Source organism: Aeromonas sp. Y289-2 (genome assembly GCF_027705925.1).
GTDB lineage: Bacteria > Pseudomonadota > Gammaproteobacteria > Enterobacterales > Aeromonadaceae > Aeromonas > Aeromonas veronii.
Genome location: NZ_JAPDCH010000028.1, coordinates 1 through 16690, shown reverse-complemented (window position 1 = coordinate 16690; position 16690 = coordinate 1). Strand labels below are relative to the sequence as shown.

The window sequence follows — 16690 nt, the reverse complement described above, 5'->3', positions numbered from 1 at the left end:
TTGCGCAACGTTGTTGCCATTGCTGCAGGCATCGTGGTGTCACGCTCGTCGTTTGGTATGGCTTCATTCAGCTCCGGTTCCCAACGATCAAGGCGAGTTACATGATCCCCCATGTTGTGCAAAAAAGCGGTTAGCTCCTTCGGTCCTCCGATCGTTGTCAGAAGTAAGTTGGCAGCAGTGTTATCACTCATGGTTATGGCAGCACTGCATAATTCTCTTACTGTCATGCCATCCGTAAGATGCTTTTCTGTGACTGGTGAGTACTCAACCAAGTCATTCTGAGAATAGTGTATGCGGCGACCGAGTTGCTCTTGCCCGGCGTCAACACGGGATAATACCGCACCACATAGCAGAACTTTAAAAGTGCTCATCATTGGAAAACGTTCTTCGGGGCGAAAACTCTCAAGGATCTTACCGCTGTTGAGATCCAGTTCGATGTAACCCACTCGTGCACCCAACTGATCTTCAGCATCTTTTACTTTCACCAGCGTTTCTGGGTGAGCAAAAACAGGAAGGCAAAATGCCGCAAAAAAGGGAATAAGGGCGACACGAAAATGTTGAATACTCATACTCTTCCTTTTTCAATATTATTGAAGCATTTACCAGGGTTATTGTCTCATGAGCGGATACATATTTGAATGTATTTAGAAAAATAAACAAATAGGGGTTCCGCGCACATTTCCCCGAAAAGTGCCACCTGACGTCTAAGAAACCATTATTATCATGACATTAACCTATAAAAATAGGCGTATCACGAGGCCCTTTCGTCTTCAAGAATTTTATAAACCGTGGAGCGGGCAATACTGAGCTGATGAGCAATTTCCGTTGCACCAGTGCCCTTCTGATGAAGCGTCAGCACGACGTTCCTGTCCACGGTACGCCTGCGGCCAAATTTGATTCCTTTCAGCTTTGCTTCCTGTCGGCCCTCATTCGTGCGTTCTAGGATCCTCCGGCGTTCAGCCTGTGCCACAGCCGACAGGATGGTGACCACCATTTGCCCCATATCACCGTCGGTACTGATCCCGTCATCAATGAACCGGACTGCCACGCCCTGAGCGTCAAATTCCTTTATCAGTTGGATCATATCGGCAGTGTCGCGGCCAAGACGGTCGAGCTTCTTAACCAGAATGACATCACCTTCCTCCACCTTCATCCTCAGCAAATCCAGCCCTTCCCGGTCTGTTGAACTGCCGGATGCCTTATCGGTAAATATACGGTTTGCTTTCACACCTGCGTCTTTGAGTGCTCTGACCTGAAGATCAAGAGACTGCTGACTGGTTGAGACCCGAGCGTAACCAAAAAGTCGCATAAAAATGTACCTTAAATCGAATATCGGACAACTCATGTCTATTATTACAAATTTACGATTTAATAGACATATTAATGTAACAGTTTTACGATGTCCGATAATTTATAACATTTCGTACGGTTGGAAAAATGTTACTAAATGCCCGTCAGGCAGGGAGGCCGATATGCCCGTTGACTTTCTGACCACTGAGCAGACTGAAAGCTATGGCAGATTCACCGGTGAACCGGATGAGCTTCAGCTGGCACGATATTTTCACCTTGATGAAGCAGACAAGGAATTTATCGGAAAAAGCAGAGGTGATCACAACCGTCTGGGCATTGCCCTGCAAATTGGATGTGTCCGTTTTCTGGGCACCTTCCTCACCGATATGAATCATATTCCTTCCGGCGTCCGGCATTTTACCGCCAGACAGCTCGGGATTCGTGATATCACCGTTCTTGCAGAATACGGTCAGAGGGAAAATACCCGCCGTGAGCATGCAGCGCTGATACGTCAGCACTATCAGTATCGTGAATTTGCCTGGCCCTGGACATTTCGCCTTACCCGTCTTTTATATACCCGGAGCTGGATAAGCAACGAACGTCCTGGCCTGCTTTTCGATCTGGCGACAGGGTGGCTTATGCAACATCGTATTATTCTCCCCGGAGCCACTACGCTGACCCGGTTGATTTCAGAGGTAAGGGAAAAGGCGACGTTGCGCCTGTGGAACAAACTGGCACTGATACCGTCAGCCGAACAGCGTTCACAGCTGGAGATGCTGCTGGGGCCAACTGATTGCAGCCGCCTGTCTTTACTGGAATCACTGAAAAAGGGCCCTGTGACCATCAGTGGTCCGGCGTTTAATGAAGCAATTGAACGCTGGAAAACTCTGAACGATTTTGGCCTGCATGCTGAAAACCTGAGTACACTCCCGGCTGTGCGCCTGAAAAATCTCGCACGTTATGCTGGTATGACTTCGGTGTTCAATATTGCCAGGATGTCACCGCAGAAAAGGATGGCGGTTCTGGTTGCCTTTGTCCTTGCATGGGAAACGCTGGCGCTGGATGATGCATTGGACGTTCTGGACGCCATGCTGGCCGTTATCATCCGTGACGCCAGAAAGATTGGGCAGAAAAAACGGCTCCGCTCGCTGAAGGATCTGGATAAATCTGCATTGGCGCTCGCCAGCGCATGTTCGTACCTGCTGAAAGAAGAAACACCGGACGAATCGATTCGTGCTGAGGTGTTCAGCTACATCCCAAGGCAAAAGCTGGCTGAAATCATCACGCTTGTCCGTGAAATTGCCCGGCCCTCAGACGATAATTTTCATGAAGAAATGGTGGAGCAGTACGGGCGCGTTCGTCGTTTCCTGCCCCATCTGCTGAATACCGTTAAATTTTCATCCGCACCTGCCGGGGTTACCACTCTGAATGCCTGTGACTACCTCAGCCGGGAGTTCAGCTCACGGCGGCAGTTTTTTGACGACGCACCAACGGAAATTATCAGTCGGTCATGGAAACGGCTGGTGATTAACAAGGAAAAACATATCACCCGCAGGGGATACACGCTCTGCTTTCTCAGTAAACTGCAGGATAGTCTGAGGCGGAGGGATGTCTACGTTACCGGCAGTAACCGGTGGGGAGATCCTCGTGCAAGATTACTACAGGGTGCTGACTGGCAGGCAAACCGGATTAAGGTTTATCGTTCTTTGGGGCACCCGACAGACCCGCAGGAAGCAATAAAATCTCTGGGTCATCAGCTTGATAGTCGTTACAGACAGGTTGCTGCACGTCTTTGCGAAAATGAGGCTGTCGAACTCGATGTTTCTGGCCCGAAGCCCCGGTTGACAATTTCTCCCCTCGCCAGTCTTGATGAGCCGGACAGTCTGAAACGACTGAGCAAAATGATCAGTGATCTACTCCCTCCGGTGGATTTAACGGAGTTGCTGCTCGAAATTAACGCCCATACCGGATTTGCTGATGAGTTTTTCCATGCTAGTGAAGCCAGTGCCAGAGTTGATGATCTGCCCGTCAGCATCAGCGCCGTGCTGATGGCTGAAGCCTGCAATATCGGTCTGGAACCACTGATCAGATCAAATGTTCCTGCACTGACCCGACACCGGCTGAACTGGACAAAAGCGAACTATCTGCGGGCTGAAACTATCACCAGCGCTAATGCCAGACTGGTTGATTTTCAGGCAACGCTGCCACTGGCACAGATATGGGGTGGAGGAGAAGTGGCATCTGCAGATGGAATGCGCTTTGTTACGCCAGTCAGAACAATCAATGCCGGACCGAACCGCAAATACTTTGGTAATAACAGAGGGATCACCTGGTACAACTTTGTGTCCGATCAGTATTCCGGCTTTCATGGCATCGTTATACCGGGGACGCTGAGGGACTCTATCTTTGTGCTGGAAGGTCTTCTGGAACAGGAGACCGGGCTGAATCCAACCGAAATTATGACCGATACAGCAGGTGCCAGCGAACTTGTCTTTGGCCTTTTCTGGCTGCTGGGATACCAGTTTTCTCCACGCCTGGCTGATGCCGGTGCTTCGGTTTTCTGGCGAATGGACCATGATGCCGACTATGGCGTGCTGAATGATATTGCCAGAGGGCAATCAGATCCCCGAAAAATAGTCCTTCAGTGGGACGAAATGATCCGGACCGCTGGCTCCCTGAAGCTGGGCAAAGTACAGGTTTCAGTGCTGGTCCGTTCATTGCTGAAAAGTGAACGTCCTTCCGGACTGACTCAGGCAATCATTGAAGTGGGGCGCATCAACAAAACGCTGTATCTGCTTAATTATATTGATGATGAAGATTACCGCCGGCGCATTCTGACCCAGCTTAATCGGGGAGAAAGTCGCCATGCCGTTGCCAGAGCCATCTGTCACGGTCAAAAAGGTGAGATAAGAAAACGATATACCGACGGTCAGGAAGATCAACTGGGCACACTGGGGCTGGTCACTAACGCCGTCGTGTTATGGAACACTATTTATATGCAGGCAGCCCTGGATCATCTCCGGGCGCAGGGTGAAACACTGAATGATGAAGATATCGCACGCCTCTCCCCGCTTTGCCACGGACATATCAATATGCTCGGCCATTATTCCTTCACGCTGGCAGAACTGGTGACCAAAGGACATCTGAGACCATTAAAAGAGGCGTCAGAGGCAGAAAACGTTGCTTAACGTGAGTTTTCGTTCCACTGAGCGTCAGACCCCGTAACAGCTTTGCCATTGTGCGGAGGCATTGTGTTGCCTTTCGCGATTGGGGCTGTAGTTGATGGGGTGTCTTGAGACTTCCACACACCACTTTCCGGGCATTTCTCGCCAGTCTTGGCGGTGGTTCCTATCGGCGCTTTTGACATCGTACTTTCCTAGTATTGATGAGTTTGCTTATGGATCCTGCCACGCTGTGACTGTCTATTCAACACCCTGTTTTAGCTTAATAAATGACCGCGATCATGGCTTTCTATGTGGTATGGGCTGAGTGGGGCCAGTGGCCCCACTCAGCCCAATTTTTCGCATGAGAAAATGGGGGCCTGTCCCCGCCTCCTCGTCCGTTATCCAGAGGGTGGCGCAAACCGACAGAAACGTCCGGTTCCTAGCGTCTTTGCCCTGAACTCGGATCTGCCGCGCCACCCGGCCAAATTGCCGGTCAAACCGTCACAAACTTTCAGCCCCAAAAGGCGCAGTGTTGCGGTTCAACACTGCGCCTTTTGGGGCGTTCTGGGAGGTCTCTGGTTGGGCGGCAAGTTTTCGCATGCGAAAAGTGCAATTGAACATAAAAGGCGTTATGCGCACCGGGTTTTGGACCCATCACGTGCAATGTCGGCCGTGGACATTGATCCATCCAGCGCCGGTTTGAGACCCCCGCGACGCTTTCTGGATGGGTCCTGCGTTATCATGCGAACAAGTGCCACTCAGACGGAGCAGAACAGCTCTGGTGGGGCCTGTGCGGCGCACGTTGACCGGGTTTGCAGCATGGCGTGACCGATGTTATTGTGTAATTACAAATGCAATTACTTGGTGTATGGCTATGGGCACGATCAATCTTCGCATCGACGACGATCTTAAGACTCGTTCGTATGCTGTCCTTGAAAAACTGGGCGTAACCCCCTCGGAGCTGCTGCGGCAAACCCTGGAGTATGTTGCTTCCCAGGAGCGGTTGCCGTTTCGGACGACCGTGGTAACGGAGGATGAGGAGGCGCTGCTTGCCCTCGTTCGTGAGCGGCTGGCCAGCCCCCAGAAAGGGATCAGGGTGTCGCTGGATGACCTTTGAGCTTGAGTTCGATCCACGAGCGTGGAAGGAGTGGAAGAAGCTGGGTGATACCGTGCGCCAGCAGTTCAAAAAGAAGCTCGCAGAGGTACTGGAGCGACCGAGGGTCGAGGCCAACCGCCTGCATGGGCTGCCGGACTGCTACAAGATCAAGCTGCGTGGGGCGGGTTATCGGTTGGTTTACCAGGTGCAGGATGAGCGGGTGCTGGTATTCGTGGTCGCGGTGGGGAAACGAGAGCGGGAGCAGGTGTATCTGGACGCGGGATCGCGTGTGAATAGCTGATAAATGCCACTGCTTATCCTGTGCGGATAACGCAGGCACTGCGCGGGTTTGCGGACGTTGCGGCAGCGGCAGCAGTGCGGTAACGTACTGTCCAGAAAAGACAAACCCCGAATCTCTGCGATCAACTTGGCGGAAGAGTGCAGAAAGTTCGGGGCCGTGACTTAATCACATGAGAAGTCTATCACATGGATCACATCAAACAACCCTCCTGCACCGCCAATAAGCGCGGTGCCAGATGGTAAAACCAGCGCTTCTAGCTGCTGCATTCGTCGAACGTCTCCCTCGTCGCCCTTACTGCACTAATGATAAATCGTCAGGGCTGCTCATTCGTCCGCAGGCTACCGCACTGGGCTATCTCCACATCCAGTACAACCCGCCTCCGCATGTATCCTCCTTGGTGTTCGACTTGGACAAGCCGGACGGTTACCACGCGTGGAAGGATGCAGGCTTGCCAGCCCCGCACTGGATCAGCGTTAACCGCACGAACGGCCATGCCCATATCGGGTATATGCTGGCGGCCCCTGTAGCCCGAACCAGTGCAGCACGGCAAAAGCCGTTGCGCTATCTGGCGGCCATAGAACATGTTCTAGCGAAGCGGCTGGGGGCTGACATGGGGTATGCAGGGCTGATCACCAAAAACCCTACCCATAGCGATTGGCTCACCGTCTGGCACCAAATCGAGCCCTACAGCCTCGACTACCTCGCCGAGTTCTGCCCTGATGCCGATTTGTCGGCCTACAGCCGCCGCAGTCGCAAAGAAGCGACCGGGCTAGGCCGTAACGTCACTGTGTTCGACAACGTGCGTGAATGGGCCTACAGCGCCGTTAGAGAGTTCTGGCGGCCTAACGGGTATGAGGCTTGGGCCGATGCGGTGAGAACGGCTTGTGAGAGCGCCAATGCGTTTGGACGGGAGCAGGGCGGCCCGCTTCCTGTGTCGGAGATCAAGGCCACGGCCAAGAGTGTCGCCCGTTGGGTATGGAATCGATTCACCCCCGCCGGGTTTAGCCAGGTGCAGGCGCATCGAGGTGCGAAGGGCGGGCGCATTGGTGGCAAGGTGTCAAAGGGCGGGGGACGGCCTCGTAATAGCGGCAGGGCTGCCGAGTTGTTGCCAGAGGTACTCAGGCTCAAGGCTATGGGTTACAGCAACCGCGATATTGCCGAAGAGCTGGGGATCGGTTCGGCAAGTGTTAGCCGCTACCTCTCCAACATTTCACCAGAGTGATCCAGAAACAAAGCCTTATCAGATAACAGCGCCCGCAGGGCGTTGTTATCGCCCTAAATGAATCTATATAGAGAGCGGCTTGGCGAGGGGGGGTTACTGCGTCCGCCCGTCCATCAGGAGCTTGTCCCCCTGTGGGCGGCAGCAGTTATCCATGGAGCAGTCTTTGTCTTGACGGCATGGGCTGCTCGCGTAAAATCAAATTTCGATTTTGATCTTTCAGATTAAGGATTTGATTGTGCAGGAACGAGACGCCAAGACCGTGTTCGACCTTGGGGGCTTCTCCAAAGCCCTGATCGTCCCGACCCCGATGGGGGCGGGCTACCATCTTCACCTGGTACGCTTCGGGAAGGGAGGGGAAACGGAAGTGCTCGAGCGGCAGCGCGGCGGCTGGCGGGTCTTCACGACCATCGATGCGGCCGCGAACACCGCGAACCAGATCGGCTTTCGCCGCATCGAGGTAGACCTCAGCAGCCGCCGCTAGGCGGCTACATGCCCATATCAGAAGAAGAGTCTACAGTTCTGTCCCGTAGCTTCCGGCCCGTCTCTTTGACCTCTTTCGGCCAATCGATCCCATCAGCGGCCTGTGCCGCCCTTGCCGATGGCATCAGCACGTTCACGACCCGATCCGCCAGCTTCGCCCATGCTCCCGATGTCCCAATGCTCTCTAGGCCGCTCCTAGCGGCATCTTTCAACTCTTGGTCTTGTGGTGCTTCAACTATTGCGACAAAAGCGTCTAGCACGCCCCCAAGGGCCTTCAGCGCCCGATCCTGAACTCTTGAGATGGCCTCATCTAAATAGCCATGCACCTCTTTAACCGCCTGCTCTAGCCGACCCAGCAGCTCTGTTTGTTTCCGCTCTTCGTCTCTCAGGGCCTCCATCTTGTCCTCTCCGGCCCTGATCTCGGCGGCCTGCGCCTCGGCCCTGTCGCGCAGCTCCTTGAGGCGGGCCTCTGCGGCGTCGATCTCAGCGGCTCGCTCGGTCGTCATGGTCAGGTAGTCCAGCCGCTGCTGCGCAAGCATATCGAACCCATACAGGGCACTTTGCTTTGCCACTTGAGTGAGCTGGGCTTTGGTGTAAAGCGGATCGCCCTTTCCGATCATCGTTGTCTTGTGCTCTGCCTTAACCGCCTCAACGATGGCTGTCACGGGGGCCATCTTCGGTCTCTGGACTGGTGGTGCCGTCACCTGCTCTGCGATCAGGGAGGCGGCTCGCTTCTTCGCCTTGTACTCCGCATTCGGGAGCCGCGCTCGCTTAGGCCCTGTTCGCAGGAGGCCGAAAGGAGCTGATATGGTGTGGATCTCGTCCTGCCATGCGCTCATGGCATCGCTGTAAGCCTGCGTCTGTAGCCCCTTGCGTTCTCCCCGTGCATAGGCCGCTTTCTCTGCTGACCAACCCTGATGCACCACACCGAAACTCTCACCTGGAAGTGGCACCAGGTAGAAGTGGCAGTGTCGGTAAGTCTCGTCGGTGTGCTCCACGACCGACAGCAACCGATCTCCGTACTTCTGCTTCAAGTGCTTGATGATCGCTTTCCTGTACTCCGGCCAGCGGTCATCTGGAAAGTCCTCGGGCACACTGAACACCCCAGCAGCTATGCAGTGCCCGTCGATCCGGTACTTTTTACCCTTGGGGTCTTTAGCCTGTTCCGCCCACTCGACAGCCTTTTCCAGTGCTTGTGATGGGGTCACACCATAGCGGATGATCGGGGGCCGGATCGTGCTCGGGTCGTCAAAGTGCTTGCAGGCTTCGGGTTTGCGCTCGGCCTCGTTAATGATGTCCTGCGCCGATCTCCCATCACCCTTGGCACTCGCTTTCCTTGCATACCCGTCGAGATGCGCGAACTGATAACCGGACATAGAGACCTCCATCAAAAGACCGCCATCAGAGTACCACACCGATAGGTAATAGTGGGGGCCTAAAGATAAACATAGCGACCGACTATGTTTATGCGTTTGAGTCCTTCGTCCTCAAACACATAAACGCGGCCCTGCGGGGCAAAAAACTGCCGGCAGGCGTTTGGGATCGTACCGAGTTGAGATGGCTGACTGTCCATTTTACGGGGGTAGACCACCGGATCTGCTCCACACCGGTTCGGCCTGTTTCGGCCTCTAAAACCGCCCTGGAATCGTCATAAACTTTCAGCGCAAAAAGGCGCAGTGTTGAACCGCAACACTGCGCCTTTTGGGGTGTTCTGGGAGGCATCTGGTTGGGCATGCGGCAGCCGCTGGATCGTCATTGATACCGAATACCTGCGCCAGCATGTGGCCCGCTATGCCCTGTTGTCCGCCGATACATGGCGGCAACGGCTGCTCGATGCAGGCGTGGAGGTGGATTGAGGTGCGATTGAGTGTTCGGTTTCCTGGGTTGATGCTGTGGCATGCGGTGGCGGTACTGGCCGCCGTGTTCGCGGCGAAAGCCCTGCTGTACTGGGCTGCGGACTGGCTGGTACTGGGGCCACTCTACAGCGTTTTTTTTGCCCACGCTGGCGCATTTTTGGCCTAGTTAGACACTCCCCAGCAGGCGGTCGATGCAGTGCACCACCTGCATACTGGCGTTTTCCATGCTTTGGAGCTGCTCGACCATCTCTTTGATATTGTCCTGTTCACGCGCGTGTAGAGCTGCCTTGCCACTCTCGTGTACCTGCTTGTGCGGCCCATCTAGTTCACGAAAAGCCGGCTTGTGGGAGAATAGCTCGGCTCCTTGTCCCTCGACATACCACTTACCCAACCTGCACTGCCGATGGTCACTGACCGGCTCGTGAAAGTGCTGCTGTTCAATAAGCCGATAGATGGTGTTCTTCCAAACAGCGTGATCCAGCTTGGTGGTATTGAGGAAAGAGGTAGTTGCTGCACCGTGTATCACCTGCTGCATCCGGCCAGATTGCGTCAACACCTGGGTCACGACCACCTCGATCTGTGAGGAGGATGCCGCAACTTCAGCTGCGCTGGCCTGGTTATCGTCAATGATCAGCTTAATCTCCTGCGCCTGAGCCACTATCTGCCTGACCAGCACTTCAATCTGGCCGCTGGCCTCGTGGGCCTTGCTCGCCAGCTGTCGCACCTCATCTGCCACCACGGCAAACCCTCGTCCAGCTTCACCGGCTCTGGCCGCTTCAATGGCGGCATTAAGTGCCAGCAAGTTGGTCTGATCAGAGATACCCTGGATAGCAGCTACGAACTGATTGATGGCCGATGTACTGACATCAAGCTGATGGACGGCCTTCAGGCTACGGGCTGCTTCATCCGTGATGGCATGGGCTCGCCCGGAGAGGCGGATGATGGCATCACGGGTCTGGGCAAACAGCTGATCCAGCTCAGAAAGCGTTCTATTCTCCGCCATCAGGTGCTCGGCGCTGCCCGCTAGCGCCTCCCGCACACTCTGCAACATCTCGCCCCCCTGGTTCTGGCAGGTGAGCACCTGATTGAAGAGTTCGTTTCGTTCCCGGCTGCTACGTTGCATGTGTTCATACTCCCCGATAGTGGCCAGCAGTTCAGTTAACTTGGCCTGATGTTGCTGCTCCTTGAGCTGCAAGACCTCCCTGAGCTGTTGATTCTCTTTTTTAAGTTTGCTGTTGAACCACATAAGACCTCTAGATAGATGCCAATAAAGCAGTCATTCTGCCACAGAGAGCGGATGCTGACTGCGTATAAGGGGGCGTTACGTTAAATCGGACGCCCTTTTTGCTGCTGGTCATCCTGCAAGATGACTTGTTTTGCTAGGCGTTATCTCCCATCCTGCGCCGCACTATCCCTTGTCTCGGAATCTCCCCCATGGAAACCATTACCCATCCCACCCTGGTACAACTGGTGGCGGCCGGTGCTGTTCGTGTCGTGATCGCAGTTGGCCAACCTGGCGGCTGGACGCTGCTGGTGCGCTACGGTCTAGCCGAACGTGCCCTGGCCGCCCAGCGCAGCAAGCAGCTCAGAGTTTTTCGCAAGCTCGATACCCTGGTTCTCTACCTGCAGCAGATCGGGGTTTGCCGGTTCGAGGTGGATGCCACGGGCTTCATGGGTGCCCCGAGACAGATCAGGAGCTCTTGAACATAAAAGGCGTTATGTGCACCGACTTTTGCGGGCTGTATTAGCAATCTTGAGCTGTCGCCATGCTGCTTGTTTGGGGGTAGTATTGTGTAAACATTGTAGTTTGTGGGGGCGGTATGAGTGTTATGTCTGTTCGTTTGCCGGATGAGGTTGAGCTGCAGTTGGGGCAACTGGCGCAATCTACTGGCAGGACTAAGTCGTGGTTGGCTAACCAGGCTATCCAGGATTATTTGGCGCGAGAAGCTTGGCAGATCGCGGAAGTCGAGGCCGCATTGCGCGAAGCGGATGCGGGTGATTTTGTGCCTGAAAAGGAGATGATGGCGAAGTTCAATCGGTGGGGTATCAATGCAGGTTAAATGGCTGCGCAAGGCTGCTCTGAACCTTGAAGATGCTCACGATTACTTGGCCAAAGAGAACCCTAGGGTTGCCCAGGAGTTTGTGCTCGAGGTGTATCGCTTAGTCTACCTGTTGGTATCACAGCCGGCGATGGGGCGGCCCGGGCGCGTTCCTGGTACACGTGAGCTTGTGGTGCAACCCTATCCGTTTCTCATTCCATACCGAGTAAAGGGTGAAGAAATTCACATATTGAGGGTGTTTCATACCCGTTTGCGGCTACCAAGCCACTGGTAGTGGTCTGAAGTATTGGGGTTTTAACGGGATTTTTTGGCCGTTTCTTCAGCCATTTTTCGGTGCCTAATGAGGAGCAAGCGGATCTCGAGTTGGTTTTTTCGTGATTTTCGCTAGTTTTTTCTAAAAAACAGAGCTTGAAAGATATCCAAGTACTTGTATAATTCCCGCGCTTTGCTAAGGTGAGGTTGTGTTGTTAACAACTCAGCTCACACTTCGCTGAGTGTTGTTTTATCGGAGGCTTGTGTGCTCATGTCGAAAGATCCGTTAGAGCTCCTGGCGTCAGATCCAGTAGAGCTCACGATTTTAACCCTCAAAACCAGATTAATGATGATAGTTACAAAACTGATTCAGGATGCTGGTTACAATCAAGTTGAGGCTGCATCCGTTCTTAAGGTCACCCAACCAAGGGTGAGTAATTTAATGAATGGGAAAATATCTAAGTTTTCAATAGACATGCTTATTGAAATGCTTGGGCGGCTAGGATATTTAATGGATGTTTCTTTTGATCTTTCATCAAAGGAAAATCCGATATCCGTGATTGTAAAAAAATCGGCCGTGTGACCGACCGATTCTCCTAGTTAGCCCTTTTTGATGTTTTTGTAGCGTTCCTTGATGGTGTTCTCATGCTTGCTGTCTGTGCCATCAGACGTCTTCACGAATGCGTGAAGCACATGGATCACATCATCTAACACTACATAAACACAGCGATAGGCTGGCTTGCCGTTTTGTACAAATTCCATCACACCGTCACCAAGCCCATGCAGGGGTTTGGTTTTCAGGCTTGCCTTCATTCCGTGTTGGAGTTGGACAAGGCTATAGACGATTTTTTCTAGCTTGGTCTGTGGGAACTTGTGGAGCTGTTTTTCGCTATTACCGTGGAATACTACATCTTTCTTTTTCATACGACTTACCCCGCTTGTGAACAATAAAGTTTAAATGTCTCATGATGATTTCCTCATTTAATGGGACCATTTCCTTGGTCAATAAAAAGGCAAACATATTTTGAGTTTGCCTTTTTTCTTTGGTGTTGCTCCGCTACTGGAGCACTAGAGGTGGTATTACCACCACTGTGGGAATGTACAATGACTTGCTTGTTAACACAAGCACGATTATGCAAGAACTTGTATACAAGCAACCGTTTGTATGTTTTTTGTTCTCATGATGATGGCGGGGTGGTGTTCTGATTGACGATCCTCGAGGATCCGGCGTAACCTGTCGGCCAGAAACGAAAAAACCACCCGGCAAGGTGGTTTGTTCGAAGGTGTAGTCAGTTGGGGAACCGACTTCACCTGGTAACGGCTCCGTAGAGGGAAGCAGCTACCTAAAGTCCTAATAAGTTTAGCGCCCTTGGCGCCCATCAATCAAGTCTTCCCTCTTTTTATACGCCCGTTACCGAAGGCCACCACCTTTGGCGCTTTGTCGTACCCGCACGGATTGGAAGCATGAGTTTGTTGCCGTGTGTGGGTGTGGTTGGTCGGGCAGAACGGGGAATCCTCACACACTGCCCAGCGTGCGACCGCGCACCATAGCCTCCCTGGACTCGCAATCCAGGGGCACCTGCCACCAGAGCGTAACGGGGAACCAACCACGGCCAGCTCTTTAAACACGGCGCGGCAGTCCGGCCTACAGGCGGGGGCTAAAGCAGGTGCAGCAAGGACGGGGTGTGTCTCTGGAGCGCGTGAGGGGGAGCCGCCGCAAGCGGCCTCGATAGTCCAGAGCAAGGCGAGTCTATCTTGTGTAACTACGTCATTTTTAACGTAGCCAAGCAGGAGGGCTCTCCTATCTTGAAGCGCAGCGGAAAGATAGGAGAGCCCGGCTGATCACGGAGCATGGCGACATCCTTTTCGCGGCCCTTGGGGCCGTTCGCTTTTCTAATCATGTCATTACGAGAGAGGATCTTGGCGAAGGGGGTCACTGGCGAACCGTAGGCCGTCCATCAGGCCGTGTCTTTGGCCTGTGGGCGGGCCAGTTATCCCCTGAGTGGGTCTTGTGGTTTTTGCGCATGCGCAATTTTAGCTGTTGTGTCCGTCGCACTCTCACGCCGCTTCGCCAGCTTCGTTTTCATCGACATCGACGCTTCTTGCATGTCGGTACGCAGCGCTTCAAGTTCCTGTTCGGTTAACCGCCTTACTGTCATCGATCTACCTCCAGACCCAGCGCCTGCAACTTGTCTCGCCATTCCTCTGCCGGCAGCGTCTCGTAAATCAGCCCGCCCTCAACGCTGATGAAGGAGCCGAAATCGATCAGCCGCATCTCTTCCAAATCGGCGGTTGGGGTACCGTCCACGAACAACCAGAGGGCGTCTTGGTGCTCCTGGATAGCGTAGTGGGGTTTCCTGTCCATAGTGCACTCCCTGCTTAGCGATTGCTCAGATCGACCTCGATGCGACGAAAGCCAATGTTGTTGGCGGTGTTCGCAGCGGCATCGATGGTCTTGAACACGCGCCAGCCTCCACGCTGGCGTTCCAGTACCAGCGTCTCATTTAGCCGGCCAAACTTCACTAGGTGTAAATGGTATCCGGCCCCCATCGGGGTCGGCACGATCATCGCTTTGGCGAACCCGCCCTGGTCAAACGTCCACTTGGCTTTCAGTTCTTCCATTTCAATATCCTATATTGATGGTTCAAATCTTAGTTTTGATTGTGGGCTTCCAGCCATCAAAATGCAAATATGATTGTTCGTTATTAGGTTTTGATTTACCCGCTGCGCGGGTCGAGCGGACAATTTGGAGGGCGCAGCCCGTAAAATTGTGTAGTGAGTCCACATCCTTTAGGATGGGGGCAGTGCTTTAACCTCTGGCGTCCAACTTTATGGCCTTCGCAATCCTCCGCACTCAAAAGCTCAAAGCCGCTGTCGCTGTGCGCCGCTCGCTCAAGCATGCCTTTCGCGCACAGGACACTCCTAACGCCGATCCGGATCGGCTCGGGGAGAACAGTCACCTGGGCGCCAACTCGGTCGATGAAGCGATGAAGGCGTTCCAGAACAGGTTGCCGGAGAAGATCAGGAAGAACGGGGTGCTGGCGATCGAGTACCTGATCACCGGCAGTCCGGACGGCATGAACAGCAAGAGTCGGCACGACCAGGACGCCTACTTTACCGATGCGCTGGCGTGGCTCAAGGATCGGCACGGGGCAGAGAACCTGATCTATGCCGGCATCCACCGGGATGAAACTACCCCGCACTTATACGCCTATGTGGTGCCCATCGATCCCCAGGGAAAGCTCAACTGCCGGCATTTCCTGGGCGGGGCCAAGGCGCTGTCCCAGATGCAAACCGACTTTGCCGAGCGGGTCGGCCAGCGGCACGGCCTGCAACGGGGCATCGAGGGCAGCAAGGCCAGGCATACCACCGTGCGCCAGTACTATGCCGCCCTGCAGCAGGAGACCCCGGCTCCCTTGGCGCTCTCCGGGCAGGCCACCACGCCCCGGGTGCTGAAGAAGGGGATCCTGACCAGTCTCCACGAAAGCCCGGAGCAGGTGGCCGAACGTCTGACCGCGGCCAGCCAGGCGCACTATGCCCCGGCCCTGGCGCGGGCAAAGCGCACCGATCTAGCCGAACGACGGACCAAGGAACTCGCCGCCACGGCGCAGGCCAAGGAGACCGAACTGCAGGTGCTGCGGCCGCTGGCCGAGGGGCTCCCCCCGGAGGAACTGGAGGCGGTACGGCGCTTTGCCGCAGAGCTGCGGGCCGAGGCGGCCAAACGCCAGGAGCAGGAGCGCCGGGTGGCGGCGTTGCCGCACCTGGTACGCAAGCACGGGCCGGTGGCCACGTTCGCCCGGCTCGCCATCGAGGCGATCAAGCAGGTGGCGGATGCCTGGCAGGCGGTGGACTGGAAGGCGCTAGAGCAACGGGCTTTCAAGCAGATCATGCAGGATGGCTGGTCGCCCAGGAGGGGGATGAAGGAGATCGTGGATCACTCCCCTGCTCATGCCGGCCAGTCCCAGGAACAGCTCAACGCCGTCCTGGCATCCCTGTCCGATCAGCCCATCGTGGATAAGCCGCCCAGGGCAAAACAACCAGGATCAGGGTACAGCCGCTAAACGCGCCGAAAGTCCCCGTCTCCCACAAAAAAAGCATCACACCCAACGCAGCATGCGCTGCTGGAATGCCGCTTCATCAGCGGGTTGAGGATGTTTGCGCGCAATAAAAATGAGTGCGGACAGAGGGCGCCGTAAGCCTTATCGCAACAAGGGTTGGCACTGTTTGCGCGAGCTGTCGCGCTGCGCTTGCCGCCTCCAGAGCCAGGTGCGACAGACTGCGCTAGTCGCCCCCGTTCTGGAGTTTATCAAGGTGTTATTTTGATTCATCAATAATCAATTTTGATTTTGGGGTATTGGAGCAGAGTTATAGAGGTGTGCGGTATGAGAGCCTCAGATGAGAGGCTCTATAGGTAAGCAGTGAGTTATGCGTACTGAGTCAACTTCCAGGTAACGGGGTCTGACGCTCAGTGGAACGAAAACTCACGTTAAGGGATTTTGGTCATGAGATTATCAAAAAGGATCTTCACCTAGATCCTTTTAAATTAAAAATGAAGTTTTAAATCAATCTAAAGTATATATGAGTAAACTTGGTCTGACAGTTACCAATGCTTAATCAGTGAGGCACCTATCTCAGCGATCTGTCTATTTCGTTCATCCATAGTTGCCTGACTCCCCGTCGTGTAGATAACTACGATACGGGAGGGCTTACCATCTGGCCCCAGTGCTGCAATGATACCGCGAGACCCACGCTCACCGGCTCCAGATTTATCAGCAATAAACCAGCCAGCCGGAAGGGCCGAGCGCAGAAGTGGTCCTGCAACTTTATCCGCCTCCATCCAGTCTATTAATTGTTGCCGGGAAGCTAGAGTAAGTAGTTCGCCAGTTAATAGTTTGCGCAACGTTGTTGCCATTGCTGCAGGCATCGTGGTGTCACGCTCGTCGTTTGGTATGGCTTCATTCAGCTCCGG

At 54.2% G+C, this 16690-nt stretch carries 20 protein-coding genes; 12 read left to right on the top strand and 8 right to left on the bottom strand.

Features of this window, described 5'->3' with window-relative positions; genetic code table 11:
* Together bla and OKC43_RS21135 are read right to left on the bottom strand one after the other, a co-directional pair.
* The coding region (gene bla / locus OKC43_RS21140; RefSeq protein WP_104770284.1) for a class A beta-lactamase at positions 1-569 on the bottom strand (569 nt) is incomplete at its 3' end.
* 182 nt (positions 570-751) lie between these two features.
* Positions 752-1309, bottom strand: a complete 558-nt coding sequence (locus tag OKC43_RS21135; protein ID WP_001235713.1) for a recombinase family protein — start codon at positions 1307-1309, stop codon at positions 752-754.
* 163 nt (positions 1310-1472) lie between these two features.
* Here OKC43_RS21135 and OKC43_RS21130 point away from each other — a divergent pair, with 163 nt between their 5' ends.
* From OKC43_RS21130 to OKC43_RS21110, 5 genes are all read left to right on the top strand, one after another.
* A complete protein-coding gene (locus OKC43_RS21130) occupies positions 1473-4478 on the top strand; it encodes a Tn3-like element Tn3 family transposase (RefSeq protein ID WP_001143760.1) in 3006 nt (1001 codons plus the stop codon).
* Positions 4479-5328: 850 nt separating this feature from the next.
* A complete protein-coding gene (locus OKC43_RS21125) occupies positions 5329-5571 on the top strand; it encodes a type II toxin-antitoxin system RelB/DinJ family antitoxin (protein WP_026080514.1) in 243 nt (80 codons plus the stop codon).
* Entirely contained in the window at positions 5561-5851 is a 291-nt protein-coding gene (locus tag OKC43_RS21120) for a type II toxin-antitoxin system RelE family toxin (protein WP_017411297.1), read from the top strand. The genes OKC43_RS21125 and OKC43_RS21120 overlap by 11 nt, the downstream gene beginning before the upstream one ends.
* Positions 5852-6086: 235 nt before the next feature.
* Positions 6087-7073 (top strand): replication initiation protein, encoded by a 987-nt coding sequence (locus OKC43_RS21115; RefSeq protein ID WP_059167478.1) that lies wholly within the window; start codon positions 6087-6089, stop codon positions 7071-7073.
* 235 nt (positions 7074-7308) lie between these two features.
* Positions 7309-7554: a hypothetical protein gene (locus OKC43_RS21110; protein ID WP_059167479.1), complete on the top strand. Its 246-nt coding sequence runs from the start codon at positions 7309-7311 to the stop codon at positions 7552-7554.
* Between the two features lie 4 nt (positions 7555-7558).
* On the opposite strand, the gene OKC43_RS21105 is transcribed toward OKC43_RS21110, so the two are convergent.
* Positions 7559-8929 (bottom strand): hypothetical protein, encoded by a 1371-nt coding sequence (locus OKC43_RS21105; RefSeq protein ID WP_059167480.1) that lies wholly within the window; start codon positions 8927-8929, stop codon positions 7559-7561.
* A 303-nt stretch (positions 8930-9232) separates the two neighbouring features.
* Here OKC43_RS21105 and OKC43_RS21100 point away from each other — a divergent pair, with 303 nt between their 5' ends.
* Together OKC43_RS21100 and OKC43_RS21095 are read left to right on the top strand one after the other, a co-directional pair.
* On the top strand, positions 9233-9409 hold the full coding sequence (locus OKC43_RS21100) for a hypothetical protein (RefSeq protein WP_158003970.1): 177 nt from the start codon (positions 9233-9235) through the stop codon (positions 9407-9409).
* A gap of 7 nt (positions 9410-9416) precedes the next feature.
* Complete coding sequence (locus OKC43_RS21095; RefSeq protein WP_158003971.1) at positions 9417-9575, top strand: hypothetical protein; 159 nt, start codon at positions 9417-9419, stop codon at positions 9573-9575.
* Here OKC43_RS21095 and OKC43_RS21090 read toward each other — a convergent pair whose 3' ends face one another.
* Positions 9576-10655: a methyl-accepting chemotaxis protein gene (locus tag OKC43_RS21090; RefSeq protein ID WP_059167481.1), complete on the bottom strand. Its 1080-nt coding sequence runs from the start codon at positions 10653-10655 to the stop codon at positions 9576-9578.
* 188 nt (positions 10656-10843) lie between these two features.
* Between OKC43_RS21090 and OKC43_RS21085 the strand changes: the two genes are divergently transcribed.
* The 4 genes from OKC43_RS21085 (at position 10844) to OKC43_RS21070 (ending at position 12304) form a co-directional block, all read left to right on the top strand.
* The gene (locus OKC43_RS21085; protein ID WP_039062313.1) at positions 10844-11113 is read left to right on the top strand and encodes a hypothetical protein; all 270 of its coding nucleotides are present in this window, start codon (positions 10844-10846) and stop codon (positions 11111-11113) included.
* Positions 11114-11238: 125 nt separating this feature from the next.
* Positions 11239-11469, top strand: a complete 231-nt coding sequence (gene relB / locus OKC43_RS21080) for a type II toxin-antitoxin system RelB family antitoxin (RefSeq protein ID WP_235655968.1) — start codon at positions 11239-11241, stop codon at positions 11467-11469.
* The gene (locus tag OKC43_RS21075; RefSeq protein WP_103422757.1) at positions 11459-11743 is read left to right on the top strand and encodes a type II toxin-antitoxin system RelE/ParE family toxin; all 285 of its coding nucleotides are present in this window, start codon (positions 11459-11461) and stop codon (positions 11741-11743) included. The genes relB and OKC43_RS21075 overlap by 11 nt, the downstream gene beginning before the upstream one ends.
* Before the next feature lie 249 nt (positions 11744-11992).
* Complete coding sequence (locus OKC43_RS21070; protein ID WP_103422756.1) at positions 11993-12304, top strand: helix-turn-helix domain-containing protein; 312 nt, start codon at positions 11993-11995, stop codon at positions 12302-12304.
* A 17-nt stretch (positions 12305-12321) separates the two neighbouring features.
* Here the strand turns inward: OKC43_RS21070 and OKC43_RS21065 are convergent, their stop codons facing one another.
* The 3 genes from OKC43_RS21065 to OKC43_RS21055 form a co-directional block, all read right to left on the bottom strand.
* Positions 12322-12645 (bottom strand): type II toxin-antitoxin system RelE/ParE family toxin, encoded by a 324-nt coding sequence (locus tag OKC43_RS21065; RefSeq protein WP_176703189.1) that lies wholly within the window; start codon positions 12643-12645, stop codon positions 12322-12324.
* 1231 nt (positions 12646-13876) lie between these two features.
* Positions 13877-14086: a hypothetical protein gene (locus tag OKC43_RS21060; protein ID WP_139737933.1), complete on the bottom strand. Its 210-nt coding sequence runs from the start codon at positions 14084-14086 to the stop codon at positions 13877-13879.
* A 14-nt stretch (positions 14087-14100) separates the two neighbouring features.
* Positions 14101-14343 (bottom strand): plasmid replication protein RepB, encoded by a 243-nt coding sequence (locus OKC43_RS21055; protein WP_103422753.1) that lies wholly within the window; start codon positions 14341-14343, stop codon positions 14101-14103.
* A gap of 209 nt (positions 14344-14552) precedes the next feature.
* Here OKC43_RS21055 and mobV point away from each other — a divergent pair, with 209 nt between their 5' ends.
* Positions 14553-15782 (top strand): MobV family relaxase, encoded by a 1230-nt coding sequence (gene mobV, locus OKC43_RS21050; protein WP_270804102.1) that lies wholly within the window; start codon positions 14553-14555, stop codon positions 15780-15782.
* A gap of 539 nt (positions 15783-16321) precedes the next feature.
* Here mobV and OKC43_RS21045 read toward each other — a convergent pair.
* Positions 16322-16690, bottom strand: a 369-nt coding sequence (locus tag OKC43_RS21045) for a serine hydrolase (RefSeq protein ID WP_142792349.1), incomplete at its 5' end; no start/stop codon positions are given.

What these genes read in the sequence shown, in the direction of transcription:
- OKC43_RS21105 (WP_059167480.1), bottom strand. Translation starts at nt 8,929, where the DNA reads ATGTCCGGTTATCAGTTCGCGCATCTCGACGGGTATGCAAGGAAAGCG.
- OKC43_RS21130 (WP_001143760.1), top strand. Translation starts at nt 1,473, where the DNA reads ATGCCCGTTGACTTTCTGACCACTGAGCAGACTGAAAGCTATGGCAGA.
- OKC43_RS21075 (WP_103422757.1), top strand. Translation starts at nt 11,459, where the DNA reads ATGCAGGTTAAATGGCTGCGCAAGGCTGCTCTGAACCTTGAAGATGCT.
- OKC43_RS21085 (WP_039062313.1), top strand. Translation starts at nt 10,844, where the DNA reads ATGGAAACCATTACCCATCCCACCCTGGTACAACTGGTGGCGGCCGGT.
- OKC43_RS21055 (WP_103422753.1), bottom strand. Translation starts at nt 14,343, where the DNA reads ATGGAAGAACTGAAAGCCAAGTGGACGTTTGACCAGGGCGGGTTCGCC.
- OKC43_RS21070 (WP_103422756.1), top strand. Translation starts at nt 11,993, where the DNA reads ATGTCGAAAGATCCGTTAGAGCTCCTGGCGTCAGATCCAGTAGAGCTC.
- mobV (WP_270804102.1), top strand. Translation starts at nt 14,553, where the DNA reads ATGGCCTTCGCAATCCTCCGCACTCAAAAGCTCAAAGCCGCTGTCGCT.
- relB (WP_235655968.1), top strand. Translation starts at nt 11,239, where the DNA reads ATGTCTGTTCGTTTGCCGGATGAGGTTGAGCTGCAGTTGGGGCAACTG.
- OKC43_RS21115 (WP_059167478.1), top strand. Translation starts at nt 6,087, where the DNA reads ATGGTAAAACCAGCGCTTCTAGCTGCTGCATTCGTCGAACGTCTCCCT.
- OKC43_RS21125 (WP_026080514.1), top strand. Translation starts at nt 5,329, where the DNA reads ATGGGCACGATCAATCTTCGCATCGACGACGATCTTAAGACTCGTTCG.
- OKC43_RS21065 (WP_176703189.1), bottom strand. Translation starts at nt 12,645, where the DNA reads ATGAAAAAGAAAGATGTAGTATTCCACGGTAATAGCGAAAAACAGCTC.
- OKC43_RS21090 (WP_059167481.1), bottom strand. Translation starts at nt 10,655, where the DNA reads ATGTGGTTCAACAGCAAACTTAAAAAAGAGAATCAACAGCTCAGGGAG.
- OKC43_RS21060 (WP_139737933.1), bottom strand. Translation starts at nt 14,086, where the DNA reads ATGGACAGGAAACCCCACTACGCTATCCAGGAGCACCAAGACGCCCTC.
- OKC43_RS21120 (WP_017411297.1), top strand. Translation starts at nt 5,561, where the DNA reads ATGACCTTTGAGCTTGAGTTCGATCCACGAGCGTGGAAGGAGTGGAAG.
- OKC43_RS21135 (WP_001235713.1), bottom strand. Translation starts at nt 1,309, where the DNA reads ATGCGACTTTTTGGTTACGCTCGGGTCTCAACCAGTCAGCAGTCTCTT.